This window comes from Shinella sp. NM-101, assembly GCF_021401195.1.
Lineage (GTDB): Bacteria > Pseudomonadota > Alphaproteobacteria > Rhizobiales > Rhizobiaceae > Shinella.
The window spans coordinates 56643-72370 of record NZ_JACBFT010000012.1 but is presented as its reverse complement, the minus strand read 5'-3'; the positions used below and the strand labels follow the sequence as shown (position 1 = coordinate 72370).

Annotated in this window: 17 protein-coding genes; 10 read left to right on the top strand and 7 right to left on the bottom strand. The window is 66.7% G+C overall.

The window, feature by feature from the left end; all coding sequences use genetic code 11:
- Positions 1–9: 9 nt before the first annotated feature.
- Entirely contained in the window at positions 10–963 is a 954-nt protein-coding gene (locus L0976_RS20530; protein WP_234189101.1) for an EF-hand domain-containing protein, read from the top strand.
- 244 nt (positions 964–1207) lie between these two features.
- Here the strand turns inward: L0976_RS20530 and L0976_RS20525 are convergent, their stop codons facing one another.
- A complete protein-coding gene (locus L0976_RS20525; protein ID WP_234189100.1) occupies positions 1208–2101 on the bottom strand; it encodes an LOG family protein in 894 nt (297 codons plus the stop codon).
- 175 nt (positions 2102–2276) lie between these two features.
- Between L0976_RS20525 and dapD the strand changes: the two genes are divergently transcribed.
- From dapD to L0976_RS20505, 4 genes are all read left to right on the top strand, one after another.
- Complete coding sequence (dapD, locus tag L0976_RS20520; RefSeq protein ID WP_234189099.1) at positions 2277–3134, top strand: 2,3,4,5-tetrahydropyridine-2,6-dicarboxylate N-succinyltransferase; 858 nt, start codon at positions 2277–2279, stop codon at positions 3132–3134.
- Positions 3135–3137: 3 nt separating this feature from the next.
- Positions 3138–3524, top strand: a complete 387-nt coding sequence (locus L0976_RS20515) for a DUF805 domain-containing protein (protein WP_234189098.1) — start codon at positions 3138–3140, stop codon at positions 3522–3524.
- Between the two features lie 85 nt (positions 3525–3609).
- On the top strand, positions 3610–4803 hold the full coding sequence (gene dapE / locus L0976_RS20510; RefSeq protein WP_234189139.1) for a succinyl-diaminopimelate desuccinylase: 1194 nt from the start codon (positions 3610–3612) through the stop codon (positions 4801–4803).
- The gene (locus L0976_RS20505) at positions 4790–5386 is read left to right on the top strand and encodes a hypothetical protein (protein WP_234189097.1); all 597 of its coding nucleotides are present in this window, start codon (positions 4790–4792) and stop codon (positions 5384–5386) included. The genes dapE and L0976_RS20505 overlap by 14 nt, the downstream gene beginning before the upstream one ends.
- 107 nt (positions 5387–5493) lie before the next feature.
- Here the strand turns inward: L0976_RS20505 and truA are convergent, their stop codons facing one another.
- The 3 genes from truA to def are packed head-to-tail and all read right to left on the bottom strand — an operon-like array spanning position 5494 to position 7747.
- Positions 5494–6237, bottom strand: a complete 744-nt coding sequence (gene truA / locus L0976_RS20500; protein ID WP_234189096.1) for a tRNA pseudouridine(38-40) synthase TruA — start codon at positions 6235–6237, stop codon at positions 5494–5496.
- Positions 6237–7178 carry a methionyl-tRNA formyltransferase gene (gene fmt, locus L0976_RS20495; RefSeq protein WP_234189095.1) on the bottom strand — a complete coding sequence of 314 codons (942 nt, stop codon included), beginning with the start codon at positions 7176–7178 and terminating at the stop codon, positions 6237–6239. The genes truA and fmt overlap by 1 nt, the downstream gene beginning before the upstream one ends.
- Positions 7179–7222: 44 nt before the next feature.
- A complete protein-coding gene (gene def / locus L0976_RS20490; protein WP_234189094.1) occupies positions 7223–7747 on the bottom strand; it encodes a peptide deformylase in 525 nt (174 codons plus the stop codon).
- 112 nt (positions 7748–7859) lie between these two features.
- Between def and L0976_RS20485 the strand changes: the two genes are divergently transcribed.
- From L0976_RS20485 to L0976_RS20475, 3 genes are all read left to right on the top strand, one after another.
- The gene (locus tag L0976_RS20485) at positions 7860–9053 is read left to right on the top strand and encodes a DNA recombination protein RmuC (RefSeq protein ID WP_234189093.1); all 1194 of its coding nucleotides are present in this window, start codon (positions 7860–7862) and stop codon (positions 9051–9053) included.
- A 44-nt stretch (positions 9054–9097) separates the two neighbouring features.
- The gene (locus tag L0976_RS20480; RefSeq protein ID WP_234189092.1) at positions 9098–10000 is read left to right on the top strand and encodes a ribokinase; all 903 of its coding nucleotides are present in this window, start codon (positions 9098–9100) and stop codon (positions 9998–10000) included.
- Between the two features lie 294 nt (positions 10001–10294).
- A complete protein-coding gene (locus tag L0976_RS20475; protein ID WP_234189091.1) occupies positions 10295–12622 on the top strand; it encodes a methyl-accepting chemotaxis protein in 2328 nt (775 codons plus the stop codon).
- 70 nt (positions 12623–12692) lie between these two features.
- Here the strand turns inward: L0976_RS20475 and L0976_RS20470 are convergent, their stop codons facing one another.
- Together L0976_RS20470 and L0976_RS20465 are read right to left on the bottom strand one after the other, a co-directional pair.
- Positions 12693–13052: a hypothetical protein gene (locus L0976_RS20470; protein ID WP_234189090.1), complete on the bottom strand. Its 360-nt coding sequence runs from the start codon at positions 13050–13052 to the stop codon at positions 12693–12695.
- Entirely contained in the window at positions 13052–13993 is a 942-nt protein-coding gene (locus tag L0976_RS20465; protein WP_234189089.1) for a nucleoside hydrolase, read from the bottom strand. The genes L0976_RS20470 and L0976_RS20465 overlap by 1 nt, the downstream gene beginning before the upstream one ends.
- A 182-nt stretch (positions 13994–14175) precedes the next feature.
- On the opposite strand from L0976_RS20465, the gene L0976_RS20460 reads away from it, so the two are divergent.
- Positions 14176–14607: an Hsp20 family protein gene (locus L0976_RS20460; RefSeq protein ID WP_203317338.1), complete on the top strand. Its 432-nt coding sequence runs from the start codon at positions 14176–14178 to the stop codon at positions 14605–14607.
- 130 nt (positions 14608–14737) lie between these two features.
- On the top strand, positions 14738–14995 hold the full coding sequence (locus tag L0976_RS20455) for a DUF1150 family protein (RefSeq protein WP_203317337.1): 258 nt from the start codon (positions 14738–14740) through the stop codon (positions 14993–14995).
- 30 nt (positions 14996–15025) lie between these two features.
- On the opposite strand, the gene trmB is transcribed toward L0976_RS20455, so the two are convergent.
- A complete protein-coding gene (gene trmB / locus L0976_RS20450; protein WP_234189088.1) occupies positions 15026–15727 on the bottom strand; it encodes a tRNA (guanosine(46)-N7)-methyltransferase TrmB in 702 nt (233 codons plus the stop codon).
- Position 15728 lies beyond the last annotated feature (1 nt).

The window sequence follows — 15728 nt, the reverse complement described above, 5'->3', positions numbered from 1 at the left end:
GGAACGACCATGGCCAAAAAGGAACTTCTTCTCGGCGCCGTCGCCGCCGCCCTCGTTTTCTCGGGCGCAGCCGCCCCCGCCTTCGCCGCCAAGGGCGAAGGCAAGCATCATCACCGCCATGCCGCGATGATCGAGCGCCTCGACGCCGACAAGGACGGCAAGGTCTCGCTCACCGAATTCAAGGCGAATGTCTCCACCGCCTTCAAGGCCTTCGACGCCGACGGCAACGGCCAGGTGACGAAAGACGAGATCAAGGCGCGCCACGAAGCCTTCAAGGATGCCCGCAAGGCCGTTCGCGAGGCGGGCAAGGCGGACAAGGACAAGGCCCGCGAGACGCTGCGGGCAGGCGGCCCCTACATGCTGCCGGGCGCCGGCAGGATGTTCGAGCAGGCCGACAGCGACAAGAACGGCACGCTCTCCGAGGCCGAGGTGCTCGCCGCGGCGGAGAAGATCTTCGAGCGGCGCGACAGCAACAAGGACGGCGTGCTCGATACCGCCGACGCCCGTCCGGGCAAGGGCAAGTGGCATCATGGCAAGGGCGGCGAAAAGCGCGCCGAGCGCATGCTGAACCGGCTCGACACGAACAAGGACGGCAAGATTTCGCAGGACGAGATGCTGGCGAGCGCCACGCGGATGTTCGAGCGCTTCGATGCCGACAAGAACGGCGAGGTGACGAAGGCAGAGGTCGACGCCAGGCGCGAAGCCTTCCGCGACGCCCGCAAGGCCTTCCGCGAGGTCAAGGCGAGCGAGGGCGAAGCGAGGGACGCCGCCCGGGCGGCGCTTCGCGACGCACACATGGACCGCATGGGCGCCCGCATGTTCGAACGCGCCGACGCCGACAAGAACGGCACGCTGACCAAGGCGGAGATGCAGGCCGCCGCGACCGCGATGTTCAAGCAGCGCGACCGCAACGGCGATGGTTTCATCACCTTGGACGAGATGGGCAGGCGCCACAAAAAATAGGCAATTTCGGCAAGCACATCCGACCGCAACGCCCCGGCCTCGCCGGGGCGTCCAGACTACTGATAAAGTGCGACAACCTCTCTTTCGTCATGCCCGGGCCTGTCCCGAGCATCTGCGACGTCTCCATTTTCAATGCGCTGGCAGATTCTCGGCACAAGGCCGAGGATGACGGCAGTGGATGGAGCAAGGTTTGTCGACAAGCTGACGCCCCGGCGAGGCCGGGGCGTCTTTTATGAAAGGCCCCTCAGCCGTGCGCGGCGGCCGCCTGCTCGGCTTCCAGCTTCTCGTAGAACTTCACGATGATGTCCCAGGCCTCGTCCGCCGTCTCGACGAACTGCATCAGCTCGATGTCGCCGGGCGCGATCGTGCCGAAGGCGGCGAGCGCTTCGAAATCGATGATCTTGTGCCAGAATTCCCTGCCGAACAGGATCAGCGGCACCAGCGCCATGCGGCCGGTCTGCATCAGCGTCACCGTCTCGAACAGTTCGTCCATCGTGCCGAAGCCGCCGGGGAAGACCGTCACGGCCTTGGCGCGCAGCAGGAAGTGCATCTTGCGGACCGCGAAATAGTGGAAGTTGAAGCTGAGCTCCGGCGTGACATAGGCGTTCGGCGCCTGCTCGTGCGGCAGCACGATGTTGAGGCCGATCGAGGGCGCGCCGACATCGGTCGCCCCGCGGTTGCCCGCCTCCATGACGCCCGGCCCGCCGCCGGTGACGACGACATATTCCTTGAACCCGAGCTCGGCCGACCTTTGCGAGCACATGCGGGCGAATTTGCGGGCTTCCTCGTAATAGACCGAGGCCGCTTCCAGATTGACGCGCTGCGTCTCGTTGCGCGCCGCCCAGGCTTCCTGGCCGGGGGCGGGAATGCGCGCGCCGCCGAACATGACGACGGTCGACTTGATGCCGCGCTCGGCGAGCATCATCTCGACCTTCAGCAATTCGAGCTGCAGGCGCACCGGGCGCAATTCCTCGCGGCAGAGGAAGTCGTCGTCGACATAGGCGAGCCGGTAGGCGGGATTTGCCGATTGCGGCGTCTGCGGCACCACGGCGGCGCGGTGCTTGTCCTGCGCGCTGTCTGCCAACGGATCCCAGACGCCGTCCTTCCGGCGCAGGCTCTTCTTCTTCAATCTTGCCATCTCGTTTTCCTGCTTTCACATCTCACGGGATTACCCGTTCGCCCGTGCGACAGTATCTGCCGGAAAGGGGCTTCATCTTTCCCGGCACTTGCTCTAGAGCATCTTGCTGATTGATGAAATCGACCTTCCGGCATCCCGACAATCGAAAATAAGCGTCGAAGTTTAAGGAATTCCGATGAGCACGCACGACCTCGCCACTCTTTCCGCAACCATCGAGCGCGCCTTCGAGGAACGCGACGGCGTCAACACCTCAACGCGCGGCGAAGTGCGCGATGCGGTCGAGGCCTCGCTGAACCTGCTCGACAGCGGCAAGGTGCGCGTCGCCGAGCGCGGCGAGGACGGCAACTGGACGGTGAACCAGTGGCTCAAGAAGGCCGTGCTGCTCTCCTTCCGCCTCAACCCGATGGAGATCGTCAAGGGCGGCCCCGGGGATTCGTCGTGGTGGGACAAGGTGCCCTCAAAGTTCGACGGCTGGAGCGTCAACGAGTTCGAGAAGGCCGGGTTCCGCGCCGTGCCGAACTGCGTGGTGCGCCGCTCGGCCTATATCGCGCCGAACGCCATCCTGATGCCCTCCTTCGTCAATCTCGGCGCCTATGTCGGCGAGGGCACGATGGTCGATACCTGGGCGACGGTCGGCTCCTGCGCGCAGATCGGCAAGCATGTGCACCTCTCGGGCGGCGTCGGCATCGGCGGCGTGCTGGAGCCCATGCAGGCCGGCCCGACGATCATCGAGGACAATTGCTTCATCGGCGCTCGCTCGGAAGTCGTCGAAGGCTGCATCGTGCGCGAGGGCTCCGTGCTCGGCATGGGCGTCTTCATCGGCAAGTCGACCAAGATCGTCGACCGCGCGACGGGCGAGGTGACCTATGGCGAAGTGCCGCCCTATTCGGTCGTCGTCGCCGGCTCCATGCCCTCCGACAAGACCATGCCGAACGGCGTTGTGGCCCCGAGCCTCTACTGCGCCGTCATCGTCAAGCGCGTCGACGCACAGACCCGCTCGAAGACCGGCATCAACGAACTCCTCAGGGACTGATCCATGGCGGCCGGGCAAGAGCGGGGACCGACCCTTGCCTGGCTCTTCTTCGGCTGGTCCGGCCGCCTCAGCCGCGTGCCCTTCGCGCTCGGCTGGGCCTTCTGGCTGATGCTGCTCTCGGCGGCGCTTACCCGCATCGTCGTCGTGCCGAAGGAAGACCCGGCCTTCCTGTTCTGGGCCTTCGCCTTCTTCATCGTCGCCATCGTCTCGACGGTCTCCTCGATCATGCTGACGATCAAGCGGCTGCACGACATGAACCTGCCGCTGCCGCTGATCGTCTGCCTGTTCATTCCCGCCATCTCCTTCCTCGCGCTCTTCGTCTTCCTCGTCTGGCCCGGCACGCCCGGCCCGAACGACTACGGCCGCCTGCCCGACCGGCCGAAGGATTGAGCGCGCGCATCGGCCGCGCGTGACAGGCCCCGAACGATCGGCTACACCTCGATTCTCTCCCTTTCAGGTGCCGTGACGCATGCCCATGACCTCCGCCGACCCGATCGAAAACCTCGCGACCCTCATCCGCTGCCCTTCCGTGACGCCGGCCGAAGGCGGCGCGCTGACGGCGCTTGCCGCCATGCTGGAGCCGCTCGGCTTCACGGTGGAGCGCATGGTCGCCAGCGAGCCCGGCATGCCCGATATCGAGAACCTCTATGCCCGCATCGGCACCGAGGGCCCGCACCTGATGTTCGCCGGCCATACGGACGTGGTGCCGGTCGGCGATGCGGCCGCCTGGACGCATAACCCGTTCGGCGCGGAGATTTCCGGCGGCGAGATGTTCGGCCGCGGCGCCGTCGACATGAAGGGCGGCATCGCCTGCTTCGTCGCCGCCGTCGCGCGCCACATCGAGAAGAACGGCCCGCCGAAGGGCTCCGTCTCCTTCCTCATCACCGGCGACGAGGAAGGCCCGGCCGTCAACGGCACGGTCAAGCTGCTGCAATGGGCGGCCGAACGCGGCGAGCGCTGGGATGCCTGCCTCGTCGGCGAGCCGACCAATCCGGACCAGCTCGGCGACATGATCAAGATCGGCCGGCGCGGTTCCGTTTCCGGCACGCTCACCGTGCGTGGCGTGCAGGGCCACGCCGCCTATCCGCACCTTGCCGACAATGCGGTGCGCGGCGTGATCGCGCTCACCGACGCGCTGATGCACCCGCCCTTCGACGCCGGCACGGAGAATTTCCAGCCGTCGAACCTCGAAGTGACGACAATCGACGTCGGCAACCGCGCCACCAACGTCGTGCCGGCCGAGGCGAGCGCCAGCTTCAACATCCGCTTCAACGACGCCTGGACCGCCGAGACCGTGATGGCCGAGATCGTGCGCCGGCTCGACGCCGCCGCGCGGGACGAGAAGCTCCGGCCCGGCCGCGCGCCCGTGCGCTACGACATCCAATGGGCCGAGCGGCCGAGCCATGTCTTCCTGACGCGCAACAACCAGCTCATCGCCTCGCTGTCGGGCGCCGTCGAGGCCGTGACCGGCCGTGCGCCGAAGCTCTCGACGACGGGCGGCACCTCCGATGCGCGCTTCATCAAGGACTATTGCCCGGTCGTGGAATTCGGCCTCGTCGGCCAGACCATGCATATGGTGGACGAGCGGGTGGCGGTAGCCGATCTCGAGACGCTGACCGTGATCTACGAGACCTTCATCGCGCGCTGGTTCGGCGATGCCCGGTCTTGACGAGGTCCTCCACTATCTGAGCGGCATCTACCTGCTGCTGAAGCAGAAGCAGGAGGGGTTCGGCTGGCTGGACCTGACCCTGCGCGGGCTCGTCCGCTCCTTCTGGGCCTTCGCCTGGTGCCTGCCGGCCTTCGCCGTCATCTGGGCCTCGTGGCGGCTCTACTATCTCGCCGGCATGCCGGCGGGCACGCCGGCCGGCGCCGGCTTCGTCATCAGGTTGCTGGTGATCGACATCATCGGCTGGCTGCTGCCGCTCGTGCTGCTCGTCGCGCTGGCCCGCCTGCTCGGCTACGGCAGGTTTCTTGCGACCGTGGTGACGGCGAGCAACTGGATTTCCGTGCCCTTCGCCTATGCGGCGGCGCTGCCCTTCGCGCTGTCGCTCGTCCTGCCGCAGAGCGCGCCCTTTGCCGGCCTGCTGCTCTACGCCGTATTCGGCGCGAGCGTCGTGCTGCAATTCCGCCTCGTCTGGATGTGCGTCGGCAAGCAGAACCTGCTGGCGGCGGCGATCACCGCGATCTACGTTCTGCCGCCGATGATCGTCGGGCAGGAATTGCAGCGCATCCTCGGCATGCTGCCCGGCTAGGGCATTTCCGCTTTTCTTCGAATCGCGAAAACGCTCTATCCTTTTGTTTCTACGCAATTCCGGACGCAAAACCGCTGCACACTTTTGCTGGAATTGCTCTAGATGGCTCAGTAATCCACCGCCATGAAGTAAAGCCCGTCCGGCGGCGCCACCGGGCCGCAGGCCTTGCGGTCGCACGCTTCCAGCGCGGCGCGCACGTCGTCCACCGTCCACTTGCCCTCGCCCGCCAGCTTCAGCGTGCCGGCGAAGGAGCGGATCTGGTTGTGCAGGAAGCTCTGCGCCGAGACGCGGATCTCGATCAGCTCGCCGCTGCGCGTCACCTCCAGCCTGTCGATGGTGCGCACGGGGCTGTTCGCCTGGCACTGGGCGGCGCGGAAGGTGGTGAAGTCGTGCCTGCCGACCAGCACCTGGCCCGCGGCGTGCATCACCTCGTGATCCAGCTCCCTGGCGACGAACCAAGCCCGGTTCGCCTCCAGCGCCAAGGGCGCGCGGCGCGAGATGATGCGGTAGAGATAATGCCGCTTCTTCGCGGAGAAGCGGGCGTCGAAATCGTCCGGCACTTCGGCCGCATCGAGGATCGCGACGTGCTCGCCGGCCATGCCGAGATGCGCGTTGAGGGCGTTCCTCAGCGTGTGCTCCTTCCATTGCCGAGAAAGATCGGCATGGGCGACCTGCCCCATGGCATGGACGCCGGAATCCGTGCGGCCCGCGCCGCGGATCGAGACCGTCTCGCCCGTCAGCGACAGGATTGCCGCCTCGACGGCGCCCTGTACGGAAGGACCGTTCTCCTGCCGCTGCCAGCCGACATAGGGCGTGCCGTCATATTCGATGCGAAGCCGGTAGCGCGGCATCAGCCCAGCACCTCGCCGGCCGAAACCGGCGTGCCGCGCAGGAAATCCGCCGCATCCAGCGGCTTGCCGCCTGCCTTCTGCAACCGCACGAGGCGCACCGCGCCCTTCCCGCAGGCAATGGTCAGCCGGTCGTCGACCACCGTCCCGGCGGGCTTCGACACGCCGTCGCCCGCCCGCTCGCTCGCCAGCACCTTCACGCGCTCCGGTTTTCCGCCGATTTGCAGCTCGAACCAGGCGCCGGGGAAGGGTGAGAGGCCGCGGATATGGTTGTGCACGTCGCTTGCAGGCTTCGAGAAGTCGATGCGGGTCTCTGCCTTGTCGATCTTGGCGGCGTAGAGCACGCCTTCTTCCGCCTGCGGCGTCAGCGGCAGGTCGCCGGCCTCCAGCCGGCCCATGGCCTCGGCCATCAGCGCGCCGCCCACCTGCATCAAGGCATCGTGCAGCGCGCCGGCCGTCATGTTCTCGCTTATGGCCACGCGGCGGGTGAGCGCGGCGGGGCCGGTATCGAGGCCCTTGTCCATCTTCATCACCATCATGCCGGTCTCGTCGTCGCCCGCCATGATCGCCCGCTGGATGGGCGCCGCGCCGCGCCAGCGCGGCAGGAGCGAGGCATGGCCGTTATAGCAGCCGAGGCGCGTGCCGGTCAGGATCGCTTCCGGCAGCAGGAGGCCATAGGCGACCACCACCGCCACATCCGCCGCATGGGCGCGGAAGGCTTCGCGGTCGGCTTCCGCGCGGAAATTGACGGGCGTGAAGACGGGAATGCCACGCCGCTCGGCGGCCTGGTGCACCGGCGACTTCACCAGTTCGAGGCCGCGGCGGCCGGCCGGGCGCGGCGGCTGCGAATAGACCGCGACGATCTCGTGGCCCGCCTCGGCAAGCGCCTCCAGCGTCGGGACGGAGAAATCCGGCGTGCCCATGAAGATGATGCGAAGGGCCATCGGTCAGCCTCCCGTGAAATGGATTGCGGGCGGCTATTGCCGCCTCAGAGCGCCTTGCTGCCGCGCATCTTGGCCGCCTTGGTGAACTTGCGGATCACCATCTCGCGCTTCAGCTTGGAAATATGGTCGATGAACAGCACGCCGTTGAGGTGGTCGATCTCGTGCTGGAGACAGGTCGCGAGCAGGCCCTCGGCCTCCGTCACCTGCTCCATGCCCTCGCGGTCGAGATGCCGGACGGTGATCGACGCCGGGCGCTCGACCTCGGCATAATAGTCCGGGATCGACAGGCAGCCCTCTTCATAGACCGAGCGCGCATCCGAGGCGGTGACGATCTCCGGGTTGATGAAGACGAGCGGCGTCTTGTCCTCGCCGTCCTTGGAGACATCCAGCACGAGCATGCGGCGGGCGACGCCGATCTGGATGGCGGCAAGGCCGATGCCGGGGGCATCGTACATGGTCTCCAGCATGTCGTCGGCGAGCCTCTTCACCTCGCCGTCGACGGTTTCGATGGGCCTGGAAACCTGGCGGAGGATCGGATCGGGAAGGATAATCAGCGGCTTGATGGTCATGCGCCTCCCTTAGCGCGGTTTTTTTGCGCTTTCAATCGACTTCACCGGCCGCTCCGGCGATTTGTTCACGTTATGATCTGGTTTCCGCCGCAATCCGTGCTATGGTCGCGGCATGATCGATCCCGCATTCGACGCGCTCGTCTCCTCCTCCCTCCACCGGCTCGGCGGCCCCGGCCCGGCTCTGGTGCTGCTTGCGGCCGTGCTGCTGGCGGCCTTCGGGCTCCTTTCCGCGCGCCGCAGCCAGGCTCGCCAGCGGGAGGCGGCGGCGATGGCGGAGGTGCGCTTTTCCGAGCTCCTGAAGGCGCAGACCGAGATGCAGGGGCGCGTCGCCGCCATGGCGGAGGTGTTCGGCAGCAAGCAGGCCGAGACGAACCAGGCGATCAACAGCCGGCTCGACGGGCTGACGCAGCGGCTCGGCCAGTCGATCTCCGAGCAGACCAGGGCAACGCACGAGAATCTCCGCCGCCTGCAGGAGCGGCTGGCGGTGATCGACAATGCCCAGACGAACATCCAGTCGCTGGCGAAGGACGTGGTCGGGCTCCAGGCCATTCTCTCCAACAAGCAGACGCGCGGCGCCTTCGGCCAGTCACGCATGGAGACGATCATCGCCGACGCCATGCCGCCCGGCGCCTACCAGTTCCAGGCGCAGCTTTCCAACGGCGTGCGCCCCGATTGCACCATACGCATGCCGAACGGCCAGCCGCCGCTCGTCGTCGACGCGAAGTTCCCGCTGGAGGCGTGGAACGCCATGGCGGACGGGCGCTCGCCAGAGGCCGCGAAGATCGCCGCCCAGCAGTTCCGCCGCGACATGGAGGTGCATATCCGGGACATCTCGGAAAAGTACCTCCTTGCCGGGGAGACGCAGGACACCGCCTTCCTCTTCGTCCCCTCTGAATCGATCTTCGCCAGTATCCACGAGAATTTCGAGCCCGTCGTGCAGCGCGCGCATCGCGCCCGCATCGTCATCGTCTCGCCATCGCTGCTGATGCTTTCGGTGCAGGTGCTGCAATCGCTCCTCAAGGACCAGCGGATGCGCGAGCAGGCGCATGTCATCCAGGGCGAGGTCGCGCGGCTGATGGACGATTTGACGCGGCTCGACGACCGGGTGCGCAAGCTGCATGGCCATTTCACCGCCGCGCAGAAGGACGTGGACCTGATTCTGACGTCCACGGAGAAGCTTGCGCGCCGTGGCGCGCGCATCGGCGAGCTCGAATTCGAGACCGTTTCGGAGCTTTCGCACGCGCGGGAGGCGGTGGCGGAGAGCCGGACGGGCCAGTTGCGGCTGAGGGTGGTTGACGAGGACTGACCGCCTCGGGCAGTGTCCGGGCGAAACGACAAGGGGCAGCTCTCATGATCACCGTCCTCGGCTCCATCAACATGGACCTCATCGCCACGCCTGAACGCCTGCCGAAGCCGGGCGAGACGGTGATGGGCACCAGCTTCACCACCGCCGCCGGCGGCAAGGGCGCCAACCAGGCGCTCGCCGCCCGCCGGGCCGGCGCCATGGTGCGCATGGCCGGCGCCGTCGGCGACGACCGGCTGGGCAGCCAGGCGCTCGCCCTCCTCGCCGACGCCGCCGTCGACCTCAATGCCGTGCGCTCGGCGGCGGAAGCGACCGGCACAGCCCATATCCTCGTTGCCGAGAACGACGGGGAGAACGTCATCGTCGTCGTGCCCGGCGCCAACGGCACGGTCGCGGAGGAGGATGCCCGGCGCGCGGTCGGCGCCATGTCGCGCGGCGACTACCTGATGCTGCAATTCGAGATCCCGAGCGCCGCCATCGAGGCCGCGCTCGTCGCCGCCAGGCAAAAGGGCGTCATCTCGATCGTCAACATCGCACCCTTCAGCGCGGCCGCCGGACGGCTCGGCGCGATGGCCGACATCCTCGTCGCCAACGAGAACGAGTTCGACCTCTTCGTCGGCAAGGGCGAGCTTTCCGACGAGGAACGCAAGGCGACCATGCAGAAGCTCCATGCCGGAAGCGGCCAGACGATCATCGTGACGCTCGGCGCCGACGGCGTCGTCGCCATTCGCAAGAACGAGATCTTCCGCGCCGCGGGCCTCAAGATCGAGCCGGTCGACACGGTCGGGGCGGGCGACACGTTCTGCGGCTATCTCGCCGCCTCGCTCGACGCCGGCCTTGCCTTCAAGGATGCCCTTCGACGGGCGGCCGTGGCCGGCTCGCTTGCCTGCCTCAAGCCCGGCGCCCAGCCCTCCATCCCCTTCGCCCCCGCCGTGGACGCCGCTGTCTGACGGCGGATACAACCGCCGCGTCAGTGTGGGCGGGCAGACCGCAAACCAGGCGTCGCATTCGCCGCGCGGCGCCTGAAAAATCAGGCAGCCGAACCATCCCGGGGCGGGGAAGCATGGCTATTTATTAATATCTTACCGGTTACTGAAATCCTCAGACATCGGCCTTGATGAACGAGGTCCGCCCCGTCTCTGGCGCTGGTCGCGCGCCCCGCCCTCCATGATGGAGCCCCCCGCAAAACGAATGTGCCCCTTCGCGGCCATCCGCCGCGGACGTCTCCCATCGTGAGGATTTTCATGTTCAAGTTCCAGGCCAAGTCGCTTGCGACGAAGCTTATTGCGGTCACCGGCGGCACGATCGCCCTGGTGATGTTCGTCTCCAATGCCGTTCTCATCAGCCAAAGCCAGAACCGCGTCGCCGATCTCGTCTATTCCCAGGCCGATACGGAAGCCAAGGCCATCGCATCCGACATCGCCGCCGACATCGGCCAGCTTGCGAGCGCGGCGCGCTCCATGGCCGGCGTGATCGAGCAGGGCCATTCCGGCGGCCATCTCGACCGCAGGACCGTCGTCGACATCGTCAAGGCGAATGCCGAAAAGAACAGCTTCGCGCTCGGCAGCTGGTTTGCGGAAGAACCGAACGCCTTCGACGGCAAGTCGCGCGAAATGCCCGAGGACCTTGCCACCGGCACGTTCAAGGACGGCTCGTTCAACCCGTACTGGACGAAGCGCAAGGACGGCTCGATCGTGCTGTCCACCTTCGAATCCGACTACAAGGCCGAGTGGTATGCGCTGGCCGCGGCCAGCGGCAAGGGCGCGATGACCCAGCCCTATGCGGAGACCTCGACCGGCGAGAACTTCACCATGGCCTCCATCGCCTACCCGGTCGTGTCGGGCGGCAAGCGTATCGGCGTCACCGGCATCGACGTCTCGCTGAAGACGCTCTACGACAAGCTCAGCCAGGTGAAGCCCTTCGGCGAAGGCCGCGTGCTGCTGCTCTCCCAGACCGGCAAGTGGATCGTCGCGCCGACTGCCGACCTGCTGATGAAGGATTATGACGGCCAGGGCATGGAGGCCGTCAAGGACGCGCTCGCCAGCGGCAAGACCAGCCATATCGAAAACCTCACCTTCGACGAGCTTTCCACCTTCGACCGCGTCGTCTATCCCTTCGCGCTGCCCGACATCAACACGACCTGGGTCGTGCTGGTCGACGTCCCGCATGCGGCGATCAGCGCGCCGATCAGCGCGCAGACCACCATGATGATCATCGGCGGCCTGATCGTCCTTGCCACCGTTCTGGCCGGGCTCTACTTCGCCGTGCGCCTGCTCGTGCAGAAGCCGCTTGCCGGCCTCGTCCGCGACGTGGCGACGCTCAGCGAAGGCGTCTATACCCGGCCGATCTCCGGCCAGGACCGTTCGGATGAAACCGGCTCGGTCGCCAAGGCCCTCGAAGGCTTCCGCCACCAGCTCGCCGACACGCGGCGCCTCGAAGCCGAAGCCGACAACCAGCGCCAGCTCACCGAGGCCGAGCGCAGCCGCTCGGAAGCCGAGCGGGCCGAATCGGGCGCGCTCCAGCGCGACATCGTCGCGCGCCTCGCCGACGGCCTCGACCAGCTCTCCGCCGGCAACCTGACCTTCCGTCTCTCCGGCGATTTCCCCGGCGAGTACGGCAAGCTCAAGGCCGATTTCAACTCGGCCATCGCCAGCCTCGAGGAGACCATCCAGACGGTGAACGCCTCGGTCGGCAATATCGGCGGCGGCACGAGCGAAATCTCCAAGGGCGCGGCCGATCTCTCGCACCGCACCGAGCAGCAGGCGGCAAGCCTGGAAGAGACCGCAGCGGCACTCGACGAGCTCACCTCGCAGGTCAATTCCAGCGCGGAAAATGCCCGCGTCGCCGCCAAGTCCGTCGACACCGCCAGCAACGACGCCAGCAAGTCCGGCGAAGTGGTGCAGAAGGCGATCGACGCCATGCGGGGCATCGAGACCTCTTCGCGTGAAATCTCCAACATCATCGGCGTGATCGACGACATCGCCTTCCAGACGAACCTTCTCGCGCTGAATGCCGGCGTCGAGGCGGCGCGTGCCGGGGAAGCCGGCAAGGGCTTTGCCGTCGTCGCACAGGAAGTGCGCGAGCTCGCCCAGCGCTCGGCCAACGCCGCCAAGGAGATCAAGACGCTGATCAACACGTCAGAGGTGCAGGTCCGCGAGGGCGTCGATCTCGTCGGCAAGGCCGGCGGGGCGCTGGAGAACATCGCCGAGCAGGTCATCCAGATCAACGGCCTCATCCGCCAGATCTCGTCCTCGGCTTCCGAGCAGGCCGTCGGCCTCAAGGAGATCAACGCGGCCGTCAACCAGATGGACCAGGTGACGCAGCAGAACGCCGCGATGGTGGAGGAAACCACCGCCGCCTCGATGGCGCTGAACGACGAGGCGCAGATGCTGAAGTCGCTCGTCGCCCGCTTCCGCGCCGGCACGGCCAGCGTCGCCGCCGCCCAGCCGGTACAGTCGACACGCCCGCAGCCGCAGCGCGCCGCCTACCAGGCACCGCGCGCCAAGGCCCGCACCGTGCCGCAGGCCGCCGGCAACACGGCGCTGGCACAGGACGACTGGGAAGAATTCTGAGACCCGGCAACACACACGGAAAGGGCCGGCGGCAACGCCGGCCCTTTCGTTTTGAGGCGGATAGATGGCGCTACTTGCGGTCGGTGGGCTGGGCCTGGAGGCGGCCGCGGGAGCGCGAACGGGTGGCGCTTGCCAGGCGCTGCGTCGCCTCCTTCAGCTCCAGCTCGGAGAAGAGCCCCCGGTATTCCGGGTGCAGCATCAGCGCCTCCATGGAAAGCTCCGGCTTGCCGGCATCGAGAAGGCGTTCGAGGCCGGTCGTGCCGGGCTTGAAGACGAGTTCCCTCGCCGCCGCCACGCCGCCGTTCAGCAACACGAAGCGGCGCAGCAGGACCGGACGGAAGCCGAGGTCGGAAAAGCGCTCGTAAAGCCCCAGCATCTCCTTGTGGAAACGGGCCTCGGCACCCGGTGCGGCGTTGCGGGGGCCGCGCATCACAGGCGGGCGACCCGCTCGGTGAGCAGGGCGAAGAAGCCGTCGGCGTCGACATCCCTCATGACGCGTGCATTGTGCCTGCGGCCTGTCACCTGCCACCAGTCGACGACCGTCATGCCAGCGGTCAGCGGCGATGCCGTCTCGATCTCGACATTGCAGTCGCGGCTGCCGAAAAGCCCGGGCTTCAGGAGATAGGCGATGACCGTCGGATCGTGCAGCGGGCCGCCGTCAGAGCCGTATTTCTCCACGTCGAAGCGCTCGAAGAATTCGAGCATCGCGACGAGCGCGAGCGCCGGGCGGTTGCCGATCTCCCGCAGCGTCTCGACACGGCTCTTCAGCGTCAACACCTTGTGGGTGACGTCGAGCGGCATCATGACGATGGGGATGCCCGACCTGAAGACGGCGGCGGCCGCCTCCGGGTCGACATAGATGTTGAACTCGGCGGCCGGCGTGATGTTGCCGCCCTCGAAGAAGCCGCCGCCCATCATGACCAGCTCGCGCACGCGGCCGGCGATCTCGGGCGCCTTTTCGAGCGCAGTGGCGATATTGGTGAGCGGGCCGAGCGTGCAGAGCGTCACCGTGCCGGACGGTTCGCGCTTCAACGTCTCGATGATGAAATCGACGGCGTGCTGGGCCTGCAGCGGCATTTGCGGCTCGTGCAGGTCCGGGCCGTCGAGGCCCGTCTTGCCGTGGACGTGCTCGGCGGTGACCAGCGGGCGGGCGATCGGCCGGTCGGCGCCGGCGAAGACCTTGATGTCGGGCCGGGAGCAGAATTCCAGGATGATGCGGGCATTGGTGGAGGTGCGCGAAAGCGGCACGTTGCCGGCGACGGTGGTGATGCCGAGAATGTCGAGCTCGGGGCTGCCGAGGGCCAGCATGATCGCGGCGGCATCGTCCTGGCCGGGATCCGTGTCGATGATGATCTTGCGTGGCTCAGACATGCCGTTTCCGTTCCTTGTCTCTGCTGATTCCCGCCGACGCTCCGCAGGCGAAGCGGCGACTATATTTGCCGGATCGCCTTTCGCAAGCGTCTTGCGTCACAGGGCCGCAATCACCATATTGCAGCCGTCGGGATGCCGAGACCGGGTCCCGCCAAGGTCGCTTGAGAGCCAAGGACTGGACGATGACACGCATGACACCTTTCACGAGCCCGCTGCTGCTGGGTTTCGACGCCATGGAAAAGACCCTTGAGCGCATCGCCAAGGGAAATGACGGCTATCCGCCCTACAATATCGAGCGGCTGCGGCAGGACGGCGAAACGGGCACGCCCGAGCGCCTGCGCATCACGCTTGCCGTCGCCGGCTTCTCCGAGGAGGAGCTCGAGGTGACGACGGAGGAAAACCAGCTCGTCATCCGCGGCCGCCAGAGCGAGAGCAGCGAGCGGGACTATCTTTACCGCGGCATCGCCGCGCGCCAGTTCCAGCGCACCTTCGTGCTTGCCGACGGCATGCGCGTTTCGGGTGCGGAACTGAAGAACGGCCTCCTCTCGGTGGACCTCGTGCGCCCCGAGCCCGTGCGCATGGTAAAGAAAATTAACATTTCCGTACCAGACTAGGGCATGAGCCGTTCCTGCGGGAACATCCGCCGGACCGTTTCGCGCAAACCTGATCGCCGAACGACCGATGGGCCATGGTGGCCATCAGCGTCCGGTGGCCGGCACGTCCGGCATTGCCATGGAGGCAAAAATGGGCCTGAAAATCGCAACTCCCACCGTATCGAAGGCAGATCTTGCGCATCTGGGCGCGGGCGAGGTCGGCTATATCAGGAAGATGAAAGCCGACGAGGTGTCGCGCGTCTTCCCGGAAGCCCCGGAAATCGACCCGAGCCTCGACCTCTGGGCGCTGTTCGGCGCAGACGGCACGCCGATCCTGCTCACCGACAACCGCTCCAGCACCTTCTACAAGGCCGCCGAAGACGACCTGCGCACCGTCAGCCTGCACTGACGACCGCAATGCTTCGAACAGCGCTTTCCGTCAGAGACGGCGGAAGGTGAGATAGGCCGACTTGCGGCCCTCGCGCCTGGCCTTGGCCTCGTAGCGCGTGCCCGGCCAGCCGGCATAGGGCGTGAGCCAATCGGCCGCGTTTTCCGCGGTCCATTCGAAAGCGGGATGTGCCCCGCAGTGCATCAGCGTCCAGTTGACATAGGTGTCGATGTCGGACGCAAAGCAAAAGAGCCCGCCCGGCTTCAGCACCCGGGCAAAGCGGTCCAGATTGACCCTGGATACGAACCGCCTCTTCCAGTGTTTCCTCTTCGGCCACGGGTCGGGATAGAGAAGGTCGATCTGGTCGAGCGAGGCCGCCGGCAGCCAGTCCAGCAATTCCGTCGCATCGTCATCGTAGAGCCGGATATTCCGCGCACCCGTTTCCTCGACGCGGCCGACCAGCTTCGCCATGGAATTGACGAAGGGCTCGACGCCGATGAAGGCGGTGTCGGGCGTCTCCAGCGCGCGGTGGATGAGGTGCTCGCCGCCGCCGAAGCCGATTTCGAGGCGGATGCGGGCAGGGCTGAAGTCGTAAAGCGTGGAGAGTTCCGCCGGAGCCGGGGTCGAAAGATCGACCTTCAGCGCCGGCAGCAACGTTTGGAGATGCTGCGCCTGGCGTTCCCGCAGGGGTTTTCCCTTGCGGCGGCCGAAAAAGGCTTCGGACGCGCGGCTGCGGCGCTCTGCATCGGTCATG